Origin of the sequence: Aeromonas sp. A04, assembly GCF_047780465.1 — a bacterium.
GTDB classification, from domain to species: Bacteria; Pseudomonadota; Gammaproteobacteria; order Enterobacterales; family Aeromonadaceae; genus Aeromonas; species Aeromonas bestiarum.
Genome location: NZ_JBLNHP010000001.1, coordinates 348,154 through 372,554, shown reverse-complemented (window position 1 = coordinate 372,554; position 24,401 = coordinate 348,154). Strand labels below are relative to the sequence as shown.

17 protein-coding genes and 1 other RNA gene are annotated in these 24,401 nt (G+C 58.4%); 17 read left to right on the top strand and 1 reads right to left on the bottom strand.

Going from position 1 to position 24,401, the window contains the following annotated elements:
- Window positions 1–219 precede the first annotated feature (219 nt).
- The 11 genes from ACM3N8_RS01605 (at window position 220) to ACM3N8_RS01555 (ending at window position 10,965) form a co-directional block, all read left to right on the top strand.
- Entirely contained in the window at window positions 220–1,731 is a 1,512-nt protein-coding gene (locus ACM3N8_RS01605) for a CoA-acylating methylmalonate-semialdehyde dehydrogenase (RefSeq protein WP_378080187.1), read from the top strand.
- Window positions 1,732–1,829: 98 nt separating this feature from the next.
- Window positions 1,830–2,987, top strand: coding sequence for an acyl-CoA dehydrogenase family protein (locus ACM3N8_RS01600; RefSeq protein WP_378080186.1), 1,158 nt, complete (start codon window positions 1,830–1,832; stop codon window positions 2,985–2,987).
- 139 nt (window positions 2,988–3,126) lie between these two features.
- The gene (locus ACM3N8_RS01595) at window positions 3,127–3,927 is read left to right on the top strand and encodes an enoyl-CoA hydratase (RefSeq protein WP_416015353.1); all 801 of its coding nucleotides are present in this window, start codon (window positions 3,127–3,129) and stop codon (window positions 3,925–3,927) included.
- Window positions 3,924–5,036: an enoyl-CoA hydratase/isomerase family protein gene (locus ACM3N8_RS01590; RefSeq protein WP_416015352.1), complete on the top strand. Its 1,113-nt coding sequence runs from the start codon at window positions 3,924–3,926 to the stop codon at window positions 5,034–5,036. The genes ACM3N8_RS01595 and ACM3N8_RS01590 overlap by 4 nt, the downstream gene beginning before the upstream one ends.
- 80 nt (window positions 5,037–5,116) lie before the next feature.
- The gene (mmsB, locus tag ACM3N8_RS01585; RefSeq protein WP_348685070.1) at window positions 5,117–6,049 is read left to right on the top strand and encodes a 3-hydroxyisobutyrate dehydrogenase; all 933 of its coding nucleotides are present in this window, start codon (window positions 5,117–5,119) and stop codon (window positions 6,047–6,049) included.
- Between the two features lie 65 nt (window positions 6,050–6,114).
- Window positions 6,115–6,876 carry an SDR family oxidoreductase gene (locus tag ACM3N8_RS01580; RefSeq protein WP_241324846.1) on the top strand — a complete coding sequence of 254 codons (762 nt, stop codon included), beginning with the start codon at window positions 6,115–6,117 and terminating at the stop codon, window positions 6,874–6,876.
- A gap of 388 nt (window positions 6,877–7,264) precedes the next feature.
- Complete coding sequence (arcD, locus tag ACM3N8_RS01575) at window positions 7,265–8,701, top strand: arginine-ornithine antiporter (protein WP_042871706.1); 1,437 nt, start codon at window positions 7,265–7,267, stop codon at window positions 8,699–8,701.
- 91 nt (window positions 8,702–8,792) lie between these two features.
- Window positions 8,793–9,581, top strand: coding sequence for a sulfite exporter TauE/SafE family protein (locus ACM3N8_RS01570; protein WP_043136249.1), 789 nt, complete (start codon window positions 8,793–8,795; stop codon window positions 9,579–9,581).
- 101 nt (window positions 9,582–9,682) lie between these two features.
- Window positions 9,683–9,779, top strand: an RNA gene (ffs, locus tag ACM3N8_RS01565) — signal recognition particle sRNA small type.
- Between the two features lie 84 nt (window positions 9,780–9,863).
- On the top strand, window positions 9,864–10,700 hold the full coding sequence (locus tag ACM3N8_RS01560; protein ID WP_416015351.1) for a tyrosine-type recombinase/integrase: 837 nt from the start codon (window positions 9,864–9,866) through the stop codon (window positions 10,698–10,700).
- The gene (locus tag ACM3N8_RS01555; RefSeq protein ID WP_416015350.1) at window positions 10,666–10,965 is read left to right on the top strand and encodes a tyrosine-type recombinase/integrase; all 300 of its coding nucleotides are present in this window, start codon (window positions 10,666–10,668) and stop codon (window positions 10,963–10,965) included. Before ACM3N8_RS01560 ends, ACM3N8_RS01555 begins: the two co-directional genes overlap by 35 nt.
- 196 nt (window positions 10,966–11,161) lie before the next feature.
- Here ACM3N8_RS01555 and ACM3N8_RS01550 read toward each other — a convergent pair whose 3' ends face one another.
- Window positions 11,162–13,825, bottom strand: coding sequence for a phage/plasmid primase, P4 family (locus tag ACM3N8_RS01550; RefSeq protein WP_416015349.1), 2,664 nt, complete (start codon window positions 13,823–13,825; stop codon window positions 11,162–11,164).
- Window positions 13,826–14,317: 492 nt separating this feature from the next.
- Between ACM3N8_RS01550 and ACM3N8_RS01545 the strand changes: the two genes are divergently transcribed.
- From ACM3N8_RS01545 to ACM3N8_RS01520, 6 genes are all read left to right on the top strand, one after another.
- Entirely contained in the window at window positions 14,318–16,276 is a 1,959-nt protein-coding gene (locus ACM3N8_RS01545) for a type I restriction-modification system subunit M (protein ID WP_416015348.1), read from the top strand.
- A gap of 217 nt (window positions 16,277–16,493) precedes the next feature.
- Window positions 16,494–17,534, top strand: a complete 1,041-nt coding sequence (locus tag ACM3N8_RS01540; RefSeq protein WP_416015347.1) for an Abi family protein — start codon at window positions 16,494–16,496, stop codon at window positions 17,532–17,534.
- Window positions 17,531–18,847 carry a restriction endonuclease subunit S gene (locus ACM3N8_RS01535; RefSeq protein WP_416015346.1) on the top strand — a complete coding sequence of 439 codons (1,317 nt, stop codon included), beginning with the start codon at window positions 17,531–17,533 and terminating at the stop codon, window positions 18,845–18,847. Before ACM3N8_RS01540 ends, ACM3N8_RS01535 begins: the two co-directional genes overlap by 4 nt.
- On the top strand, window positions 18,844–19,800 hold the full coding sequence (locus tag ACM3N8_RS01530; protein ID WP_416015345.1) for a DUF5655 domain-containing protein: 957 nt from the start codon (window positions 18,844–18,846) through the stop codon (window positions 19,798–19,800). Before ACM3N8_RS01535 ends, ACM3N8_RS01530 begins: the two co-directional genes overlap by 4 nt.
- 655 nt (window positions 19,801–20,455) lie before the next feature.
- Complete coding sequence (locus ACM3N8_RS01525) at window positions 20,456–21,199, top strand: hypothetical protein (RefSeq protein WP_416015344.1); 744 nt, start codon at window positions 20,456–20,458, stop codon at window positions 21,197–21,199.
- Between the two features lie 21 nt (window positions 21,200–21,220).
- Window positions 21,221–24,385: a type I restriction endonuclease subunit R gene (locus ACM3N8_RS01520; RefSeq protein ID WP_416015343.1), complete on the top strand. Its 3,165-nt coding sequence runs from the start codon at window positions 21,221–21,223 to the stop codon at window positions 24,383–24,385.
- The last annotated feature ends 16 nt before the right edge of the window (window positions 24,386–24,401 follow it).

Genomic DNA, 24,401 nt, shown 5'->3' with positions numbered 1-24,401 from the left:
GTCTGACTGCCCCGACGAGCCGAAATAGGGGGGCAAACTGGTCAGTCCATTTGTGTGTTAAGTTTACGTTAGCGTAAACGTAAATTGATTGTTAGTCTAAGGTAAATTTGTCGGGTGACGGCTGCAAGGTGGCTCGTCTCCCCCCACCAATCGAACTCAAGGAGTGAGCGGCATGACCAGCCAGTACCCATTGCAGTCTGCCAGCAAGGAGAGCAGGGCATGAGCAATCATCAGACCCAGTACGGCGATGTGCCGCTTTATATCGGTGGCGAGGCCTGCGCTTCCACGAGCGAGGCATGGATCGAGGTGACCAACCCGGCGGATCAGAGCCTGCTGGCACGCGTGCCCAAAGCTACCCCGGCCGAGGTGGCGCGCGCGGTGCGCAGCGCCCACGACGCCTATCTGTTGTGGCGGGATGTGCCGGCCCCCGAGCGGGCACGGGTCATGTTCAACTACCAGCATCTGCTCAAGGCCCATCACGATGAGCTGGCCTCCCTGCTGGCCCGGGAGACCGGCAAGAATCTGGCGGATGCCAGGGGGGATGTGTGGCGCGGCATCGAGGTGGTGGAGCAGGCCTGCGGCATCGCCAGCCAGACCATGGGGGAGACCATGGGCAACGTGGCACGGCGGGTCGATGGCCACTCCTGGGTGCAGCCGCTGGGGGTCTGTGTCGGCATCACGCCGTTCAACTTCCCCGCCATGATACCCCTGTGGATGTTCCCGCTGGCGGTGGCCTGCGGCAACGGCTTCGTGCTCAAGCCTTCCGAGCAGGATCCGCTCACCCCCATGCGGCTGGCCGAGCTGTTCACCGAGGCGGGGGCCCCCAAGGGCATACTCTCCGTTGTACACGGCGGCGCCGAGCAGGTGGATGCGCTGTTGTGTCATCCGGATGTGAAGGCGGTCAGCTTCGTTGGCTCGGCCCGGGTCGGGGCTCACGTCTATCGCACCGCCACCGAACACCTCAAGCGGGCCCAGTGTTTCGTCGGTGCCAAGAATCACATGGTGATCATGCCGGACGCCAACAAGGGGCAGGTGCTGAGCAACCTGGTGGGGGCCGGCGTCGGCGCGGCAGGGCAACGCTGCATGGCCATCAGCGTGGCTGTGTTTGTGGGCTCCGCCCGCGACTGGATCCCCGAGCTTGCCGCCGAGTTTGCCAAGGTGAAACCCGGGGTCTGGCACGATCCCGAGGCAGCCTATGGTCCCCTCATCAGTCCGGAGGCGAAAGTCAGGGTAGAGGGCCTCATCGAGGCGGGGATCAAGGAGGGGGCCGAGTGCCTGCTCGATGGCCGCTTCTGCGATGTGCCCGGCTATCCGGTCGGCAACTGGGTGGGGCCGACCCTGTTTCGCGGTGTGACCCCAGAGATGCGGATTTATAAAGAGGAGATCTTCGGCCCCGTGCTCGCCTGTCTGGAGGTGGAAAGCCTGGACGAGGCGCTGACCCTCATCAACAACAACCCCTATGGCAATGGCACCTCCATCTTCACCGGCTGCGGCGCGGCGGCCCGCAAGTTTCGCCACGAGGTGGCCGTGGGTCAGGTGGGGATCAACGTGCCCATTCCGGTGCCGCTGCCATTTTTCTCCTTCACCGGTTGGCGTGGTTCCTTCTACGGGGATCTGCACGCCTACGGCAAGCAGGCGGTGCGCTTCTACACCGAGACCAAGACGGTGACCGAACGCTGGTTCGACGAGGATATCCCGACCGGCCCCAATATGACCATCAGCCTGCGTTGAAGAGACTGGACCGGGCTATGTCGACCGGTGCGAACGTCAGCCTGCGTTGAGCGTGGGCCAAAGAGACAACAGACAAAGGACACAAGGAAGCGGACAAGATGGATTTTACCCTGACCGAGGATCAACAGGCTTATGTCGAGGCGGCCACCGCCTTTGCCAATGAGGCGCTCAAACCCCATGCCGCCCGCTGGGACAGAGATCACGAGTTTCCCATCCCCACCATCAAGCAGGCGGCGGCGCTCGGCTTTTGCGGCCTCTATACCCCGGAGCAGTATGGCGGGCTCGGCCTGCCCCGGCTCGATGCTAGCCTGATTTTTGAGCGCCTCGCCATGGGCTGCACCTCCACCACGGCTTATCTGACCATCCACAACATGGTGAGCTGGATGCTGGGCAGCTGGCTGCCTGGCGATGTCGCCGAGCAGTGGGTGCCCAGGCTCGCCAGCGGCGAACTGCTGGGCTCTTATTGCCTTACCGAGCCCGGTGCTGGCTCAGATGCAGCGGCCCTCAAGACCCGTGCTGTGCGTGACGGCGAGGACTACCTCATCGACGGCAGCAAGGTGTTCATCTCGGGGGCGGGCAGCACGGACGTGCTGGTGGTGATGGCCCGCACCGGGGGCGACGGGGCCAAGGGGATCTCCGCCTTTATGGTGCCGGCCGACAGTGAAGGAATTGTCTACGGCAAGGCGGAAGAGAAGATGGGCTGGAACAGCCAGCCGACCCGTGAGGTGGCCTTCAACGGGGTGCGCATTCCCGCCAGCTATCGGCTGGGGCAGGAGGGGGAGGGATTCAAGTTCGCCATGCAGGCGCTGGATGGCGGGCGCATCAATATCGCCACCTGCTCTGTGGGCACCGCCCAGCAGGCGCTGGATGATGCGCTGGCCCATGTGCAGCAGCGCCAGCAGTTTGGCCACCCCATCAGCGAATTTCAGAGCGTGCAGTTTCGCCTCGCCGACATGGCCACCGAGCTGGCGGCGGCTCGGCTGATGGTACGCCAGGCCGCCGACAAGCTGGACAGGGGCAGCCCGGACAAGAGCGCCTGGTGCGCCATGGCCAAGCGTTTTGCCACCGACGTGGGTTATCGCGTCTGTGACGAGGCTCTGCAACTCTTTGGCGGCTATGGTTATATCCGCGAGTATCCGCTGGAGCGCTACCTGCGCGACACCCGGGTCCACCGCATCCTGGAAGGCACCAACGAGGTGATGCGATTGATCATAGCCCGCCGCCTGTTGGCGGAGCCCGGTCTGTCGCTGGAGTAGCGGGATGGGGCCGCCATCCACGGTAGCCCGCCCTGACGATGCGGCCGGCGCGACTCGTCGCAGGCTTTGTGAGCCGGCCGAAGGTTGGCTCCATTCAACCCTGTCATTATGGGGCAGTCTCATTCACAAGGACAATGCAATGACAAGGATCAGGCTCGAATATCACGGTCACGTGGCCTATATCACCCTCGACCATCCGCCCGCCAACACCTGGACCCTGGCCAGCCTGCAAGCCTTCTTGCAGATGATGGTGGAGCTAGACAGCCGCCCCGATGTGGTGGCCCTGGTGATCCGCGGGGCGGGGGACAAGTTTTTCTGCGCCGGCGCCGATCTCAAGATGTTTGCCGACGGCGATCTGGACCATGCTCGCGAGGTGGCCGAGGCCTTCGGTCGCGCCTTCGAGGCGCTGGCCGGTTTCCACGGCGTCAGCATAGCCGCCATCAATGGTTACGCCATGGGTGGCGGGCTGGAGGTGGCGCTGGCCTGCGACATCCGCATCGCCGAGCAGCAGGCCAAGCTGGGGTTGCCGGAGGCCTCCGTGGGCTTGCTGCCCTGCGCTGGTGGTACCCAGCGCCTCACCGAGCTGGTGGGACCGGGCTGGGCCAAGCGGATGATCCTCTGTGGCGAGAAGGTGAGCGCCACCCTGGCCTACGAGATGGGGCTGGTGGAGGAAGTGGTGAAGGAGGGGCACGCCTGGGATGCGGCGCACCAGATGGCCCAGCTGGTGGAGCGTCAGAGCCCGAGCGCCCTGCGCGCCTGCAAGACCCTTATCAATCAGGGGCGCAGTGGCCATCGTGATGCCGCCTTGCCGCTGGAGCGCAGCCTGTTCCTTGAGCTGTTTGCAGACGCCAACCAGCGTGAAGGGGTGGCGGCCTTCCTGGAGAAGCGCCCGCCCCGCTGGCAATACGAGACATCTGCCAGGCAGGGGGACGAGGCATGAGTGAACCGGTACGTGTAACAACCCACCCCACGGCGGACGGCCACCATATCGGTGTGCTGACTCTGGACAGCCCCGCCTCCCTCAACGCCCTGAGCCTTGAGATGATCCAGCTGTTGCAGGCGGCGTTGACCCGCTGGGAGCAGGACCCGGTCATCGTCTGCGTCCTGTTGCAAGGGGCCGGCGAGAAGGCATTTTGCGCCGGTGGTGACATTCGCTCCTTCTATTACCGCCAGCAGGAGGAGAGCGAGCAGGCGCTGTTTGGTTATGCGCGGGATTTCTTTGAGCAGGAGTATCGGCTCGACCACCATATCCACAGCTACGGCAAGCCCCTCATCTGCGTGGCGGATGGCATCTGCATGGGGGGCGGCATAGGCCTGTTCGCCGGCGCCGACTTTCGGGTGGTGACCGAGAAGAGCCTGTTCGCCATGCCGGAGGTGACCATAGGCCTCTACCCGGACGTGGGGGCCAGCTGGTTTTTAAGCCGCATGCCGGGGCGACTCGGGCTCTGGCTCGGGCTGACCGGCGCCCGTTTCAACGGTGCGGATGCCATCGGCCTGGGGCTGGCGGATCACGCCATCGCCAGCAGTGAGCGTGCTGCCTTGTTGCCGCGACTGGCCGCGCAGGAGTGGGGGGCAAAGGCCGCGCCGCGCGAGCAGATCGAACGGTTGCTGAGCGACTTGCAGGCAGAGGCGGACCAGCCGCTGCCAGCGCCTGTGATCTTGCCCCATCAGGTCAAGATCGATGCCCTGCTGGCCGGGCGTACCCTGCAAGGGGTACTGGATCGGCTATACGATGCCGCCTTCGATCCCGAGCTTGGCGAAGGGAGCCTGGCGCCGGCTCGCGACACATGCCGCAGCGGCAGCCCCATCAGCCGCGCCATTCTGTGGCGCCAGTACTGGCAGGCGCGCCGCCAGTCGCTGGCCGAGGTGTTTGCCGATGAGCTGGCACTCTCGGTCAACTGCGTGCTGAGGGGGGATTTTGTGGAAGGGGTGCGGGCGCTGCTCATCGACAAGGACAAGTCCCCGCGCTGGCAGGCGCCTCAGCCCGGCACTGACTGGCTGGATGCCTTCTATCGCTGGCCCGAGGGGAAAAATCCCCTGGCGCCTTGAGCCTTCGAGAGGGCGTCAGGGCGGATCAACAGACACAGGTTGCTGGATAGCCAGCACCAGCACGGCAAGGAGCAGACGAGATGACAAGCATTGGGTTTATCGGGCTGGGCAACATGGGGGGGCCCATGGCCGCCAACCTGGCCAGAGCGGGGCACGGGGTTCGGGTGTTTGACTTGATGCCGGAGAGTGTCGCCAAGGCGATCGCCGCCGGTTGTATCGCCGCCGGGGATGCCCGCGAAACGGTGGCCGATTGCGATGTGGTCATCAGCATGCTGCCCGCCGGCGAGCACGTGCGCGGGCTCTGGCTCGGCGAGAGTGCTGGAGAGCGGGGAGGACAGGATCTGCTGGCAGCCTTGCCCGCGGGGGCCCTGGTGATCGATTGCTCCACCATAGACGTGGCCTCGGCCCGCCAGGTGGGGGAGGCGGCACGAGCCCGGGGGATCCGCTTTATCGATGCCCCCGTCTCGGGTGGCGTCGCCGGGGCGGCGGCGGGGACCCTCACCTTTATCGTCGGCGGCGAACTGGCGGATTTCGAGGCAGCCAAACCCGTGCTCGCCTGCATGGGGCAGAACCTGTTTCATGCCGGGGCGCTCGGGGCGGGCCAGATCGCCAAGATGTGCAACAACATGCTGCTCGCCATCCACATGGCGGGCACCGCCGAGGCGCTGGCGCTCGGGGTGAAGGAGGGGCTGGACCCGAGCGTGCTCTCCACCATCATGGGCAAGAGCTCGGGCAACAACTGGAGCCTGGAGCGTTACAACCCCTGGCCTGGCGTGATGGAGAACGTACCGGCCTCCCGCCACTATCAGGGGGGCTTTATGACCCGGCTGATGGTCAAAGACTTGGGGCTGGCCATGGCCCTGGCCGAACATGCCCACAGCGCCGTACCCATGGGGGCCCTGGCCCGCAACCTGTTCAACCTGCACGCAAGTCAGGGCCAGGAGAGCAAGGATTTTTCCAGTATCGTCGAGCTCTATCTGGATAAAACGCGGGACCCGTCACAGGCCGGTTAGTCTGCGGCAGTTTGCTCATCACCTCATCAAGCGGGCGGCAACTCAGTTAACAACAAGGAGTACCCATGGATATCAAGCAGAAAGTCATCGCCATCACGGGGGCGGGCAGGGGGCTCGGTCGCGCCATCGCCCTGAGCCTGGCCAGTCAAGGCGCCGTGCTGGCGTTGATCGATGTCAATCGCACCGATCTGGAGGTGACCGAAGCCGAGCTGCGCAGTCGCGATGGCCAGTGCGTCCTGTTCGTCTGCAACGTGGCGAGTGAAGCCGAGGTGGAGGCGACCTTTGCCGCGATTAAAGAGCAATGTGGCGCCCTGCATGGCCTCGTCAACTGCGCCGGCATACTGCGGGACGGCATGCTCATCAAGGTGAAAGAGGGCGAGCTGGTGGAGAAGATGAGTCTGGCCCAGTGGCAGGCCGTCATCGACGTCAACCTCACCGGCACCTTCCTCTGTGGTCGCGAAGGGGCGGCCCTGATGGCCAAAGGCGGGCAGGGGGGCGTCATCGTCAACATCTCCTCCATCGCCCGTGCGGGCAATATCGGCCAGAGCAACTATGCCGCCAGCAAGGCGGGGGTGGCCTCCCTGGTGGTGACCTGGGCGCGGGAGCTGGCCCGCCACGGCATTCGGGTCATGGGCATAGCCCCCGGGGTGTTTGCCACCGACATGACGGCGGCGATGAAACCGGAGGCGATGGCGCGCATGCAGCAGGCCATTCCGGTCGGCAGCCTGGGGCAGGCGCACCAGCTGGCCGAAACCGTGCATTTTATTCTCGCCAATGACTATCTGTCCGGGCGCATGATAGAGCTCGACGGCGGCTTGCGACTCTAAATTCCGGCTGCCTTTTGCAGATGCCCCTGGCCCCTGGTACAGGGGCATTTTTATTGAAACGTTTGTCAGCAGTCGATGCTGCCGACCCAGGCTGCAAGCTGCATGCTCATGCAGGTCTGCTCCGAAAAACGGGGGCGAAGTCATGGAAAAATGTGAAATATCAACGGGTCTTTCTTAATTTGAGCCAGCTCACAGGCGCTTGAGGTCAGTGCTGTAGAATTGCGCGCGGTCAAGACGGTGCATGATTGACGGTACGAGGGATTGCGGTCGGAATAGTCATGCAATATAGTTGCCGCCTTTTTCACGGGGTACGGATTTTTCGCCCCTCCCATATTGCGCGCAGTATGAATACGGATGCTCTACCGCCGCCTAATCAAACAGGATTGAGATGGACAAGAAACTAGGGCTTGGCGCCCTCATCTCGCTGGTGATCGGCTCCATGGTCGGCGCCGGGGTCTTCAGTCTGCCACAAAATATTGCCGCTCATGCCAGCGCCGGGGCCGTCGCCCTGGGGTGGGCCATCACAGGTCTTGGCATGATCTGTCTCGCGCTGGTTTACCAGAATCTCTCCATGCGCCGCCCGGATCTCGATGGCGGTATCTTCAGTTATGCCAAGGCCGGTTTCGGCGATTTCATCGGCTTCAACGCCGCCTGGGGTTACTGGCTCTGTCAGCTGCTGGCCAACGTCTCCTACGCCATCGTGGTGTTCAGCGCCCTGAGCTACTTCTTCGACACGCCGGACAATGTCATCTTCGGCGACGGCAACACGCCCGTGGCCATCACGCTCGCCTCCCTGCTCATCTGGTCGGTGCACGCCCTGGTGCTGCGCGGGATCCAGGTCGCGGCCCTGGTGAACATAGTTACCACCATCGCCAAGATGGTGCCGCTCATCGTGTTCTGCGTGGCCATACTGCTTGCCTTCAACATGCAGACCTTCACTCTGGATATCTGGGGCCACGACAACGTGGAGCTGGGTTCCGTGATGGATCAGGTCAAGTCCACCATGAAGGTGACGCTCTGGGTCTTCATCGGCATCGAAGGGGCCGTGGTGGTCTCCGCCCGCGCCCGTCATCGCAAGGACGTGGGGCGTGCCACCGTGCTGGCGCTGCTCGGTGCGCTGGCGCTCTACGTCATGGTGACCCTGTTCTCCCTCGGCGTCATGAGTCAGCCGCAGCTGGCCGCCCTCAAGAACCCGTCCACCGCCATGATCCTGGAAGCCGTCGTGGGCCCCTGGGGCGCCTGGCTCATCAACATAGGTCTGGTGATCTCAGTGATGGGGGCCCTGCTGAGCTGGACGGTACTGGCGGCGGAAGTGCCCTATATCGCGGGCAAGACAGGGGTCTTCCCGGGCTGGTTTGCCAAGGAGAACAAGAACGGCTCGCCCAAGGTGTCGCTCTGGTGCTCCACCTGCCTGGTGCAGATCTTCCTCATCATCATCTACTTCCAGAGCAGCACCTATCTGGCGCTGGTCAACATCGCCACCTCGGCGGCGCTGGTGCCCTATGTCTTCTCCGGTGCCTATGGTCTCAAGCTGGCGCTGAAAGGGGAGACCTACGAGGGTCAGCCTCATCAGCGCAAGCGTGATCTGCTGCTGGCGCTGGTGGCCACCCTCTATGGCTGCTGGCTGGTCTATGCCGCCGGGGTGGAATACCTGCTGCTGGTGGCGCTGCTCTACAGCCCCGGCATCTTCATCTACTGGAAGGCGCGCCAGCACCACGGGCTGCGCGGCCTCAACCGGCTGGAGCAGGGGATGACGGCGGCCCTGCTCGGTTGCGCCGTGCTGGCCTTCTACAAGGTGATGGACGGTACCATTCCCTTGAGTTAACCGGCACAATGAAGAGATGGCCCAAGGGCCATCTCTTTTTTTATGCGCGCTCTGGCCTGGATGGTCAGGCGCCGCCTCGGAAGGAATTTTTATGCTGTTTATGGGTTATCTACTGCTGGGTGCTTTTGCGGGCATGCTGGCGGGGCTGTTTGGGATCGGTGGCGGTCTCATCATAGTGCCCGTGCTGGTTCTCAGCTTCCACGCTCAGGGGGTGGCCCCCGATATCATTACCCATCTGGCTCTTGGTACTTCGTTGCCCACCATGATCTTCACCGGTTTCAGCTCATTGCGGGCACATCAGGAGGCCGGCGCGGTCGACTGGGTGGTGATCCGCCGTCTCGGCGCCGGCATGCTGATCGGCGCCTGGCTTGGCGGCATGACAGCCAACCTGCTCAGCGCCAGCACCCTCAACATCATCATCGGCTGCTTCGCCTGGACCATGGCGCTGCAGATGGGGCTCAACCTCAAGCCCAAGGCGGAGCGGCACCTGCCGGGACCTGTCGGCACCGGCATCGCGGGCACCGTCATCGGCTGGATGTCGGCGCTGTTTGGCATAGGCGGCGGCTCGCTCACTGTGCCTTATCTCAGCTGGAACAGCGTGCCGATGCGCAACGCCGTGGCGGCCTCCGCCGCCTGCAGCATGCCCATCGCGCTGGCGGGCAGCCTGAGCTACCTCTACGCCGGCTGGGGCAATGCCTCCCTGCCAGAATGGAGCCTGGGCTTCATCTACCTGCCCGCCCTGCTCGGCATAGTGCTCACCAGCACCCAGTTCGCCCGGGTGGGGGCAAAGCTGGCCCATAAACTTTCCCCGCAACGGCTCAAGCAGGCGTTCGCCCTGCTGATGCTGCTGGTGGGGGCCAAGTTCATGCTGTTTAGCTGATTCATTCGGCAGATTGTTGAAAAATAAGGCGAACGGTTCGTCCCTCGGCAGAAAGCCATTGCAATGAAACGGGACTTTGCTATTCTCCTCGCCGGTGGTCCCATTGGTCCTCTCGCATTGATAACTCGTCAACCTGGTCAGGACCGGAAGGTAGCAGCCAAGGCGGGGGACTCGAGTGCCGGGATGTGGCTGGTGGGGCCACCACCTGTTTCTGCAGATCAATAAGTTAGCCTCCTCAAGCCCTTGGTCATCCACTTTGTGTGGACGATGAGGAGCTCATCGATGAATCTCTGGCTCAGTCCCCACGGCATCTGGTATTACCGGAAAGTGACCACGCTCCCCTGTGGTCGTCGTAAAGAGATCAAAAAATCCCTGCATACCCGCGACAAGCTGACCGCCCGTGCGGCTGTTGCGAAGCTGCTTGCCTGTGTGCGATCCAAAGCTCAGCCAGTTGTGCAACCCACAAGCGAGCCAGAGAACCCGCAACCTCAGTCGTACATCAAGCCTGCTGTTCCGGCGGCCAAACCGCTTGCTCCGCTCTTGTCAGTCTTGAGTGACCGCTATCTGAAAGAGAAGGCCCTCTCCTGGGCACCGAAAGAGCTCAGCAACCAGAAGAACTACATCGGCTGCTTCATCAAGGCGCTGGGTGATAGACCGGCTGCTGACTATGGGAAAGCGGATGTGGTCAAGTTCAAGGAGGGCCTGCTGAACTCTGGTAAGAGCCCGGCCACCATCAACAAGTATCTGCAGAAGCTATCCCTGTTATTTAGCTGGCTGGCTAACCATCAGGAGAGGATCGTCAACCACTTTGCTGGGCTCAAGTTGCAGCGGGTCAAAGAGACCAAAGCCAGAAGTGGTTACACGATGGAGGAGAGGCAGAGGTTCGTCCAATGGGCGAAAAGGCAGGAGCCCTATCGCCGCTGGATAGCCCTGTTGGGGCTCTACACGGGGGCTCGAGCCAACGAAATCTGTCAGCTCTATGAACATACGCAGCGGACGGCCAGATCAGAAGCTCAAGACGGCCAACAGTGCACGCCTCGTTCCCCTTCACCGGCATCTGCTCCAGAGCGGTTTCATCGAGTTTGTGAAGGGGAGGGCAGGGGGACGCCTCTTCCCTGAACTGCCTCATCGGCAGGATGGATACAGCCACCTGTGGGGGCAGTGGTTTAGCCGCCATCGCCCTATAAATAAGGACATCCACAGCCTGCGGCATACCGTGGGAACAGCCCTCAAAGATCACGGAGTGCCATTGCAGTATGCGGCAGCGATCTTGGGTCACACCAACGGGGCGATCAGCTATGACCGATACGGTGGGGATGTCTCGCTGGAGAAGCTCAGCGAGGTGATAGAAGCGGCCCTTTCCCCCTTTGCGGATGCTGCCTAAAGCGAAGGATAGGTCTGTCGAACTGCTGAAATTTTGGCATTTTTAAGAACTTTTCCTACGAAGTCTCATACAGAAAAAGTTCTATAACTAGCTGAAATTTCAGCATATTGACTGTTTGGTTTGGGCCGTTTGCCTTTGTTGGCGGGCAAAGCGGGAAAATCAAAAACGGCAGAGGGGCCCGCAGGCCCCCCATTCGTCATACTGTGTAGTTCGCTCCTGTTTCCAGCTGCTCCCGACGGACTGAGACGGCCATGTCAGCCATCTCGCTATCGAGCAGGATCAACCCGATGACGGTTGCCTTGCTGTTGTAGCGGGGGACAGCAAAGCCCTTCTCCATCAGCTTCTTCTTGAGGGCCAGCTGTTTCATGGCCCATTCACCGTTCTGCTGTGCCCAGCGGTTGTAGACTGCGTAGACCTCGCTCATGGGCACTTTGGCCCCCTCTTTGGCCTGCGTGCACTCTTCCAGGAAGCAGCCGACCATATCCGACTCGGCACGGTAGGTCTCGACATCCTGCTTGAGGCGAGCAGGAATCGATGCCTTGAGTCTCTGCTCTTGCCACATCTGGCAGCCCTGGATGGCCCAGTTCAGAATGCCGGGCATCTCGGCTCGCAGCTTCTCCATCAGCATTGGGTCCAGCTGTGCCTTCGTGAAGGAGGCATTGAAGGGCAGCATCAGCATCCGACGCCACATGCCATTGCTGGTATCGCGGATCTCGGGCTTGTGGTTGCCCACCATCACCAGTGAGAAGGTCGGGCGGAACTCCATCTCCTTCTTGGCGTAGGGAGCACGAGCGACAATCACGTCGTCCCCCGTCATGGCTTTCACCAGGTTCTCATCCATGCGAGACCCCTCTGGCAGTTCGTTGGCAACCACGAGGCGTGCATCCACCAGCTTGGTCAGGGACGGGTTCGGACCGGTATTGCCGTTGCGGTTGAACAGCAAGACGCTACTGCTGATCTGCCGACTGAACTCTCCCAACAACTGCTGAATGACCGACATGAAGGTACTCTTACCGTTGCAGCCGCCTCCGTGGAGGAAGAACAGCAGCTGTTCGTCAGTTCGACCGGTGATCCAGTAGCCGACACAGCGTTGCAGGTAGGTGGCGTACTCGCTATCCCCGCAGGTGATTTCACTGATGAACTGCTCCCATCGCGGGCAGGTAGCCGCCGGGTCATACACCACTGGGCTATGGTGGGTCATCATGAATGCCCGTCTCGGTGCCAACAGGCGACCCGTCTTCAGGTCGATGACCCCATTCGCCGTGCCCAAAAGCATTGGATTGGCATTCAGCTCGTGCAGTCTTGCCGTCATCATCGGTTTAGCCAGCTCCAACATGTTCTGGATACCTGCCCGGTTAAGGCTGCTAGATCCATGTCTGAGAACCGTATACGCCCAAGAGAGCTCTTCTTTCTTGCACGCCTGCTTGATCAGAGCCTGTCCGATTTCCTGGGTCTCTTTGCCCACGGTTTGAGCAAGGGTCATGGGCGTCAAGTCATTCTGGGTCCAGTGCGTCCCATCAAAGTGGATAAAGCCACCTAACTCAGGGACGAATTTCAGGTTATGCCCGTGCATCTGCACAAACCGTTCGGCGTTGGCCGAATCGTTGAGCTCGTTTTCAAAGATGGCAGTACGTGGTATGACCTTGACGACTTCCGGCTGCTGATCATTGTCCTGAACGGCTTCGGCTTCGGCTTCGGCTTCGGCTTCGGCTTCGGCTTCGGCCTCGGCCTCAGCCACAGGCGCAACCAGGGTGAATGCCGCCACCAGCTCGGTCAGAGGCAAGGGGTTGTCGCCATGCAAGTATTCGTCGATGTCCTTGACGCTATCCGGCAGCTTGACTTGGGTCAGCTTAAGACCGAGTTGGGCCACCTTGGAACGGTACTTGTTGCCAGCATCGTCGGTATCGAAGAAGGTGACGACATCACAGTCAGCCAGCTCACGCCCCAGCCACTCCAACTGGGTCTGTGATAGTGTCCCGATGGTTGCCAGCACAGGGCCTGGCCAACCGGCATCCACCAGCGACAGGCGGTCATTCTCTCCCTCTACCAGGGCGACGGGGCCAGGGGCATTCAGACTCTCTTCTCCGTAGAACTGCACCCCGTTAAGCCAGTGCTGGCTCGGCAACTGGAACTGATACTGCTTGTTTGGGTCCTTGAAAGTGAAGCGGCTGACTTGTCCGTTGCGGTCGAAGTGCGGGAACACATAGACACCACTCGGGAAGAAGTCACGCAGGAGGTCAGGGCTCTCCTGGCTGGTCTTGACCAGACCGGAGGCCAGCCGCTCCTCTTGGCTGAACCCGGCATCCTTCAGTGCCTTGTTCAGGCCACCGGAGAAGCCGATATCTAGCCCCACCAGCACCTCCTCAGAGTGGCCACGCAACTCCATCAGTTCGTCTAAATCCAGGCGAGCCTGATAGTGGTTGGCGGCCAGCTTGAAGAGCTCTTGCAGGCGAGCAGGTGGGGCCGTGTAGATCGGCTGCTCCAGCTTCACCACTTTGCGAACGGTCGGGGCGACTGACAGCTCGCCCAGCAGAAGCAAACGGGCTGCATCGTAGGCGTTACTAGCCAGATCGTTCTTGACGATAAGCTCGAACACATCTCCGTTCTCCTCACAACTGAAGCAGTGGAAGCTATCGTCGTCAGGGTAGAGGGTGAAGCAGTCGTTATGACCGCACAGTGGGCAACTGGCATCATCCAGTCGATAGGTGTTGGAGCCGACTTTCTTGACGTCTTGCCCAGTCAGAGCCGAAGCGACATCCATGATGGGGAACAGCTCTTTGATGGCAGCAAAGTCGATAGTCAGGGAGTGGCCAGCATCGGCCAGGGCAAATTCAAGGTCAACTTGTTGGGTTTGAGACATGGTGTCTCTCCTTCGATGACCGCTACTGTGGAACTAAAATTAGGTTGTGTGTGTTCCAAGCGGCGGTAATCAGGTCGGGTAATTGGGGCCCCCCGAGGGCTTATGGCGTGAGCCAAGGTGCGATGTGCGGGGGTGTCTACCCGCCGACAACCCCGACTATACGGATCGGCAGAAGCAATACAACCCCCCCTTTTTTCATCCCCAAGACCCCATTTCGCGTTTTCGTTGTGAACAACGCAAAATCCACGATCAAGGTTTTTTCTCGAGATCTTGATAATGAGATCAAAATCACAGAATCACTGTTTTCCTCATCCTTTCACGGACTGGATGCACTCATCAACAGGCCCAAACTTAACCGCATTGAAAATGCGATATGTACGTCTATCCTGGGGGCTAAGTGCTACCTATATCACCCCCCATGGATGGCTTCCCGTGGTAGAATCCCCGTCATTTCGTCTGTCTCAGACCGCAAGGCGGTCCCACGGGGTTTCCATGACTACCAATATTTCCTCCCTTGCCAATCTGATCTGGTCGGTGGCTGACCTCCTGCGAGGTGATTTCAAGCAGTCCCAGTATGGTCGCATCATTCTGCCGTTCACCGTCCTGCGTCGTCTTGAGTGCGTGCTGGCCCCTACCCGTGACAAGGTGCTGGCCACCGCCGAAAGCACCAAGGCGCTGCCAGAGTTGGCCCGCCATAAGCTGCTGCTCAGTGCCGCCGGGCAGAGCTTCTACAACACCGCCAAGCTCACCCTAGACAACCTGGGTGAGAAGCAGATCGGTGACAACCTGGATGCCTATGTGCGGGGCTTTTCCCGTGAGGCGTTTGAGGTGTTTGAGCACTTCAACTTCGCTGCCAGCATCGATCTGCTGGAGGATGCCGACCTGCTCTACAAGGTGGTTCGCAACTTCGTCAACGTCGATCTATCCCCCGAGACTGTCGACAACTACCACATGGGTCTGGTGTTTGAGGAGCTGATCCGCAAGTTTGCCGAGAGCTCCAACGAGACCGCTGGTGAGCACTTTACCCCCCGTGACATCGTGAGGCTCACCACCTCCCTGGTGTTTGCTGCCGATGACGAGGCCCTGACCACCGCTGGCGTGGTGCGAACCATCTATGACCCCACGGCAGGCACCGGCGGCTTTCTCTCATGCGGTATGGAGTACCTGCACGAGCTGAACCCGGCGGCACGTCTCGCCACCTTTGGTCAGGAGCTCAACCCCGAGTCGTTTGCCATCTGCAAGGCCGACATGCTGATCAAGGGGCAGGACATCAGCAACATCAAGCTCGGCAACACTCTCTCCGACGACCAGTTGCCGACCGATCGGTTCGATTACTGCCTCTCCAACCCGCCATTCGGGGTGGACTGGAAGAAGGTCGAGAAGCAAGTCCGGGATGAACACTTGCTAAAGGGCCACAGCGGCCGCTTTGGGGCGGGTTTGCCCCGCGTCTCCGATGGATCGCTGTTGTTCCTGCAACACTTGATCGCCAAGATGAAGCCAGAGGGCGCCCGTATCGGCATCATCCTCAACGGCTCTCCGCTCTTTACCGGTGGGGCAGGTAGCGGCGAGAGCGAGATCCGCCGCTACATCCTCGAGCACGACCTGCTCGATACCCTGGTGGCCTTGCCCACCGACATGTTCTACAACACCGGCATCGCCACCTATATCTGGGTACTATCGAACCACAAACCGGCGGAGCGTAAGGGCAAGGTGCTGCTCATTAACGCCAGCGACATGCACAGCCCAATGCGAAAATCCTTGGGCTCCAAGCGTAAGCAATTGAGCGACGAGGCCATTGAGCAAATCGTCCGCCTCGCCAGCCGTTTCGAGGCGAGCCCGATCGCCAAGATATTCCCCACCACCGCCTTCGGTTATCGCCGTATCACGGTGGATCGGCCGCTGAAACTGGCGTTCTACCCGCAGGATGCCGAGCGGCTCGCTAGCCTTAACTCCGACAAGGGTTGGGCCAAGCTCGATGCAGAGTTGCAGCAAGCCATCCTCAAGGCACTGCCAACGCTGCCCGAGCGGCTGCTCTGCCGTGAGCAGTTCAAAAAGCAGCTCACCAAGGCGTTAGGCACAGTTAAGCTGCCAGTCCCCGCCTTTAAGCTGCTGGTGAGCACCTTTGGTGAGCAGTGTGATGAGGCCGAACCTTGCAAGAGCAAGGGGGAAGTGGAGGCCAGCTCCGATCTGCGGGACTACGAGAACGTGCCGCTCGGGGAAGACATCCATGACTATCTCAAGCGGGAGGTACTGCCCCATGTGCCGGATGCCTGGATAGACACCAGCAAGACCGATCCGCTCGATGGTCAGGTGGGCATCGTGGGCTACGAGATCCCCTTTAACCGCCACTTCTACCAGTACCAGCCGCCCCGCGATTTGGCAGCTATCGATGCCGATCTCGATGCGGTCGCCAAGGAGATCATGCAACTGCTGGCACAGGTGCATTCATGATAGCAATGCATACTGGCTACTCAGGCATTGCCGACTGGGTTGGACGCAATAGCACGCAATATGACGCAAAGAGATTGACTATCGGATGTCCGATACCTAATATTGCGGGCAACACACCCGCCATGCCTATGACGTTGGTTTCATACCAGGTTATGCACAAATTGGCGGGTTTTTTTATGCTCGTTCGTCAACCTCGCCAGCACAGGGGGGAGGTGACATGACCCGCTTTAACAAACCGGCCAAGAGTGCCGCTGAGCATCTACAGCAGTGGCGTGAACGGGGTCTGATCATCGACGATGAGGAGCGTGCGACTCGCTACCTTTCGCACATCAGTTATTATCGGCTCTCGGCCTATGCCATCCCCTATACACAGCCAGGTTCGACGGAGCATCGTTTCCTGCCTGGCACCCGCTTTGATGATCTGCTGTCACTTTATGTGTTCGATAGGGAGCTTCGCCTGCTGGTGCTCGATGCTATCGAACGTGTCGAGGTGGCGGTGCGAGCACAGCTGTGCAACCACATGTCACTTGCCTATGGCAATGATCCCTTCTGGTATCTGGATGAGGGCCACTTTAAGCGTGAGTACGGCCATAAACGCTTGCTGGCGGGCCTTGAGCGACAGCTCGATGATGAGCGAAAGCGGTTGGAGAGCGATCTACGGCAGTTGGAAAAACGTCGCAACCTGAGTCACGAGCAGCGGCAGGCGTTGGGCCAGAAGGTGCGACAAGAGACCTTCCTTCGTCACTATCTATGTAGTTACGAGCATCCACGCTTGCCCCCTTGCTGGATGATGGTAGAGATGCTGACCTGGGGGGATCTCTCCTACCTCTATGCAGGCTTGCTGCGAGCGGCTGATCAAAAGGCTATCGCTCGGGGCTTGGGCTCTCATGCCGAGCTGCTCCTCTCCTGGCTTAAAGGCATAAATCTGATCCGCAATATCTGTGCTCACCATGCAAGGCTCTGGAATCGTGAGCTGGGGGTCAGTATCAAGCTACCCACCTCTGATGCGGTCAACTGGCTAAAACAAGAGGTTGAGCTTGCTGATCCCCATATCCGCTGGGAGAAGCGTCTTTACCCCGTGCTGGTGGCCTTGCAGAGTATGCTTGGCACCATCAGCCCCGCTTCTCGCTGGGGTGAGCGGTTGGCTGCTCTGCTAGCCAAATACCCCCATATTTCCCTGGCCCATATGGGGATGCCAGTGAGCTGGCATCAAGATCCCTTTTGGCAACATGCCCAACAACAAGGAGAGCAGAAATGATAGCTGCCGAACCGAAAACCACAGGTCAATATCAACCCTATCCGGAATATAAGGATTCGGGGGTAATTTGGTCAGGTTTTATACCGTCACATTGGGAGCCGATTCGTTTCAAGCATGTGTTTGTTGAAAAGCCTAAAACATCGAACATTGAATTACCTGCTGGCTCAATCAGTTTTGGGCAAGTTGTATTCAAAGATGAAGAGAAGCTAGCGGAAGAAACAAAGGCTTCATATCAAGAGGTTAAGGCCGGTGAATTTTTAGTCAACCCTCTTAACTTGAACTTTGACTTAAAAAGCTTGCGAACAGCGTTATCAGAAATTGATGTAGTGGTAAGCACTGGCTACATCGTTTTGCAATGCTACAGAAAACTAGAAGCTAGATATGCCCGCTGGCTTTTACATGAATTTGATGTTGCTCATATGAAATCACTTGGGGCAGGGGTGAGGCAGACTATTGGTTTTAACGATATCGGTAACAGCTACTTCTGCATGCCTCGGGTGGAGGAACAACTTACTATCGGCGCCTTCCTCGACCACGAAACGGCCCGGATTGATCGGCTGATTGCCCAGCAGCAGCGGTTGATCGAGCTGCTTAAAGAGAAGCGGCAAGCGGTGATCTCCCACGCCGTCACCAAGGGCCTCAACCCCAATGCCCCCATGAAAGACTCCGGCGTCGAGTGGCTCGGCCAAGTTCCGGAGCATTGGGAAGTAACGCGATCAAAATTTGTGTCAGAAATTTTTGTCCCTCAGCGAAATAAGCCAGAGCTGAATGATATCGGTGATGGTATATTCTGGGCGACAATGGAAGATATGAAAAATGATGAAATAAATGAAACTAGACGTTTTGTCTCAAGTGATGCTGCAACCATTTCTGGCTCTAAAGTGCTTCAGAAAGGAGCTGTTGTTGCTAGTTGTGTCGGAAATTTTGGTGTGGCTGCATTACTCAATGTCGATGTCATAATAAATCAGCAGTTACAGGCATATATTCCTAAAACGATATCTGGTCAATATCTTCGCGATCTTATATTAATATCAAAAACATATTTCGAACTTGTCGGTACAGCTGCAACTCTTATATATGTCAATCAAGAGGGATTTGGAAACATGCCGGTAACTCGGCCTCCAATTGAAGAGCAGTTAGAAATTGAAAAGTACAATAATAAGATTAAAGAAAAATTCGAGCATGCTATAGCAAAAGGAGAATTGCAGGTCTCTTTGTTACAAGAACGTCGTACTGCCCTTATTTCCGCTGCCGTTACCGGCAAGATCGATCTGCGTGGTTGGACGCCGCCTGTCGAAGAGGTGGCGGCATGAGCGATATCAAGCTGTTCCGTTATGGTCAGCACGGGGTGAGCGAGCTGGAAGGCAAGGTTGCCGTGGTGGAAAAGCAGTTGCAGACCCTGATCGAGCAACAGATGTCCGCCTTTCTTGGGGTTCGCTTCTTGGCCAGCGAATACACTACCGGCAAGACTCACAAGGGGCGGGTCGATTCTCTCGGAATCGATGAGAATAGCTGCCCGGTGATCATCGAGTACAAGCGTTACAGTAACGAAAATGTCATCAATCAGGGCCTTTTCTATCTGGATTGGTTGCTCGACCATCAGGCCGAGTACCGCTGGCTGGTGATGGAGACGCTGGGGAAAGAGGTGGCCGATAGCATCGAGTGGTCCGGCACCCGCCTGCTCTGCATAGCCGGTGACTTCACCCGCTATGACCTGCACGCCGTGCAGCAGATCAACCGCAATGTCGAGCTGATCCGCTACAAGTTGTTTGGCGATGATCTGCTGATGCTGGAGTTGGTCAATGCGGTGACCAGCCAGATCAATAAACCCTCCACCCCGACTGAGCTTGGCCTGCCGCCATCGATACCTGCGAGTGAACCAGTCCAAGCCTCCAATGGCCATGTCCGTACCAATGCTGAACGTCTGGCTGCTGCCAGTCCTTCGCTGCGTACCCTCTATGAGTCAGTGTGCGATTTTATTGAGGGGCTGGGTGACGAGGTGCAACGCAAGGAGCTCAAGCTCTACACGGCCTTTAAGAAGATCCGCAACTTTGTCTGCGTGGTGATTGCCTCCACCCAGCAGAACCCTCACCTCAAGCTCTACCTCAATCTCGACCCCGATACCGTCGAGCTAGTGGAGGGGAGGATTGTCGATGCCCGCAACAAGGGCCACTGGGGAACCGGTGATCTGGAGCTGACCATTCGTCATCAGCAGGACTGGGAAAAGGTGATCGCCCTGATTGAGCGTTCTTACCAAGAGAACTGAGGAATGGAGGGGGGTATGCTTCGGAAAATTGTTTGCGGTCAGTGCCAGGAAGAAATTCGCGAGGACCAGTTGTTTATGCATCTGGTCAAGCTGCACCAATGGAAAATTGCACCCAAAGTGACTGAGCCTGCCGTAGTTACCGTAAACACACGGAAATTGGCCACTACTGCACATTCCCTATCTATACCTAAAGCCAGTGACCAACGTAATGTGACAGGGACAAAGAAGCCAAAAGCAGAGCTAGTGACTCTACGGGGCACGAAGATTATGGGGTCAGGAAAATGCGACCAATGTAAGGTGAACCATTTGGAACACTGGGTTTACCATTTTTCTGACGGTAGCAGTAAGAAATTGTGCCGGTTTTGTAAAGAACGGCTGTTGGATAAAGCCAAAAAGAGGAAGACGGACGCACTAGACCATCGTGTTCCTGGCAGTGCAATGAGTGGCAAGAGAAGTCGTTGAAGGTCAAAGTTGATTACATAGTCTTAAGTTACACCCACCACCGGCAGGAAAAGCAAATTTGGGGAATCAGATTATCACTCTTCATTTTTATGTTGCAGATGACATCAAACAATGCGTTTTTCCATTGAGTTAGTATGACAAGCCTGATGACTTCAAGCCTATACCCAGTGGTTATCTGCCCATGGAGACGATGATGAGCAAAAAGGGTTTTCCCCGATTAGGTTCCCTCGCTACTTCTCTTGATGCGTCTGTTATTGAACAGTTGAGGGTGATGCGGGAACTTTTGGTCGGAGAGTCTGACAATCAGGAACAGAACCCTCCCAAGCCAGTGGTTTCGGTGTCAGATCTTCGGTCTGATTCCACACAGAAAAAAGACAGGAAAAAATCCGCTCAGGTGGAGAAGACTGCAAAGAAGCCAACTAAGCGTCCAGCTACTTTGGTTAAGGTCGAGGGAGACGGAAAGGTCGATATTTATCTCAAGGTGACTGACAAAACCGATTTGCAATGTTCAGCCTTAAACCAGAAGGCTCACCTGAGAGGTAAAGTATTGAAAGACAGAGAAATACTGTCTCGAGCCGGTAAGGGGCGGGTAGAACGAGCCACCTCCTTTTCTCTTCGCCATACCCAATCACCACTGACAGAGGGATTGACCGCTGGCATCGTGCTGTCTCTGGAGTTGCACAAGGCCAATTTGGTCACAGGGTCGGAAGGGCTGCTAGTGCTGAAAGCCCATCGAGGATCAATGCTAAAAAGTGCAGCCTATTGCAGTGTGTGCCATTCCTCCACAGCTCCTCTTTATCGCTATGCCGATAGCAACTATGGCCCCGTCATTCTCTGTTCTGTGTGTAAAACCCAAGCATTTGAACGCAGCTTTGGCTACGCAGACGCGATGCCGCTGGCGGTAGATCATGCCCATGCCCACAAGGGTAAGTGGTGACAGCATTTCTTTGGATGAACAATGGATAACAAAGCACGGGAAAAAGCCTTCCAGGATCATATCATCGAGCAATTGGCCGCATCAGGTTGGCTGGTGGGCGAGTCGGCACACTATGACAAAGAGCGAGCCCTCTACCCGGAAGATTTGATCGCCTATGTGCAGGAGAGCCAGCCAGAGGGATGGCAGAAATACTGCAAGACCTACGGTGAGGAGCCAGAGCGTCATCTGCTCAACGCCGTGGCTCGATCCCTTGAGAGCGATGAGCGGGGCACCTTGTGGTTACTCCGTCATCAAGTAGAGGACCGAGGGCACCGGCTGGCGGTGGCCACCTTTAAGCCTGACCATGACCTTAACCCTGAGCTGGTCGAGCGGTATGCCAAGAACCGGCTGCGGGTGGTGCCGGAGTTGGTTTACAGCCCTCACGGCTATGAGGGCCGACTCGATCTCACTCTGTTTCTCAACGGCATTCCGGTTGCGACCTTAGAGCTCAAATCGTGCTTCAAACAGAGCCTGGAGAACGCCAAGCAGCAGTACCGCTTCGACCGCCCACTGGTGACGGCGGGCAAGCGTGAGCCCTTGCTGGCCTTCAGGCGGGGGGCGCTGGTGCACTTTGCCGTCAATCAGTTTGAGGTGGCGATGACCACCCGGCTGGCCGGAGCAGATACCTTCTTCTTGCCGTTCAACCGGGGTACCGCCAAGGGTGGAGCAGGGAACGATCAGCCTGAGACAGGCTATGCCAGCGAGTACCTATGGCAGGAGATTTTCTCGCCCGAGACCTTCCTCAATATTCTGGGTCGCTATCTGCATCTGCAGGTGAAGCACGAAGAGGACGCACTGGGCCGCCTTAAGAAGAAAGAGACGATGATTTTCCCCCGCTATCACCAGTGGAAGGTGGTTGAGACGCTGCTGGCGACGCTCCAGCAGGAAGGGAGCGGCCAGAAGTACCTTATTCAGCACTCGGCGGGTTCTGGCAAATCGAACTCTATCGCCTGGTTGACCCATCAGCTCGCATCGCTACGGCGTGACGGGGATAAGCTTTTCAATTCCGTCATCGTAGTCACCGACCGTACCGTGCTCGATAGCCAGTTGCAGGAGACCATCGCTCAGTTCGATCACGCATCCGGGGTGATCTCCCGCATTAATCGGGAAGAGGGGGATGGCAGCAAATCTGCTCAGTTGGCCGAGGCGTTAACCTCGGGCACGCCGATCATTATCGTCACCATTCAGACCTTCCCCCATGTGCTCAAGGCCATTCAGGAGAGTACCAGCCTGAAATCCAGCCGCTTTGCGGTGGTGGCCGACGAGGCTCACTCCAGTCAGACCGGCAAGACTGCCCGTCAGTTGCGTGAGGTGTTGATGGCCGAGCAGCTGAATGATGAGGAAGAGCTCTCGGCCGAGGATGTGATGAATCTGACCTTGGCTGCCCGTGGTGGCAGTCAGAACATCAGCTACTTCGCCTTCACTGCCACTCCGAAGGCCAAGACCCTGGAGCTGTTCGGTCGCCCACCCAAACCCCATCTGCCCATTTCGGATGAAAACAAACCCGAGCCGTTCCACGTTTACACCATGCGCCAGGCGATCGAGGAAGGTTTTATTCTCGATGTGTTGCGGAACTACACCAACTACCAGTTGGCGTTCAAGTTGGCGATGGATAGCGAAGCGGCCGATGCAGAAGTGGACAGCAAGAAGGCCAAACGCAAGCTCTCCCAGTGGGTGCGGCTGCACCCACACAACATTGGTCAGAAAGTGCAGGTGATTGTCGAGCACTTCCGCCAGCATGTCGGCAAGCTCTTGGGCGGACAAGCCAAAGCGATGGTGGTAACCAGCAGCCGGATGGAGGCGGTCCGCTACAAGCTGGCGTTCGATAAATACGTCAAGGACCAGGGTTATCAAGCCATTCGGGCCATGGTGGCCTTCTCGGGCGACATCGAGGACGAGGGGCTGACGTGGAACGAGCGGAACATGAACCCGGAGCTGAAGGGGCGGGACATGCGTAAGGCGTTCGATACGGCTGACTATCAGGTGATGCTGGTGGCCAACAAATTCCAGACAGGTTTCGATCAGCCCAAGCTGTGTGCCATGTATGTGGACAAACGCTTAACCGGGGTGGACTGCATCCAGACCCTCTCGCGGCTCAATCGCACCTATCCGGGTAAGGAGAGTACCTATGTACTCGACTTCGTGAACGACCCACAGGATGTACTGGAAGAGTTCCAGAAGTATTACGAAACCGCCACGCTGGACTCGGTATCGGACCCCAACCTGATCTATGACCTGTTCCACAAGCTTAAGGGGGAGGGGATCTTCACCTGGCCCGAGGTGGTGGCGTTTACCGATGCCTACTTCGATCCCAAACGGGGTGCCGATGCCTTCTTGCGGCACGCCGTACCGGCCAGAGATCGCTTCGCCAAGCGTTACCGGTTGGCCATCGATGCTATTCGGGAGTGCCGGACCCAGCTCAAGTGGCTGATGGAACAGGGCGGTTCAGGTAGCGACCAGGTCAATGCCGAGCGTCGCCTGAAGGAGGCCGGGGAAGCCCGTTCGGTGCTGGAACTGTTCAAGAAGAACCTCAACGGCTATGTGCGGTTCTACGAGTTTGTCTCCCAGATCACTCCTTTCGACGATTACGACATGGAGCGGCTGTGTGTCTTTGCACGCCACCTGCTGCCTCTGCTGCGGGAAGAGGTGCTGGATGAAGAGCAAGTAGACCTTTCCTCGGTGATGCTGAGCCACTACCACCTTAAGGCCAAGCGGACCCAGGATCTGCAACTTAAAGAGAATGCTGCCGGTTATGGGCTGGAGGGGATTGCCTCCCTCGGCAGTGCCAAGCCAAAAGAGGAAAAGAAGGATTTCCTCTCCGAACTGCTGGCTCGGATGAACGATCTGTTTGGCCTGGAAGTGACTGATGGGGACAAGCTCGACTGGGTGCAGGGAATGGTGACCAAGCTGAGTGAAAACGGGCCCCTGATGGAGCAGGTCCGCAATAACCCACGGGAATCGATTCTGCATGGCGATTTCCCAAATGCGGTGGATGAAGCCGTCATCGGACGAATGGAAACCCAGCAGGGCATGTCGCTGACGTACCTCTCTCACCCCGATAAGGCCAGGGCATTGCAGAATATGCTGCTGGACTTGTTGCTTGAGGGGTTGGCTGGCCATCAGTCATTACGGACACAGAGCCAGTAGGCGTGATGACTCTCGC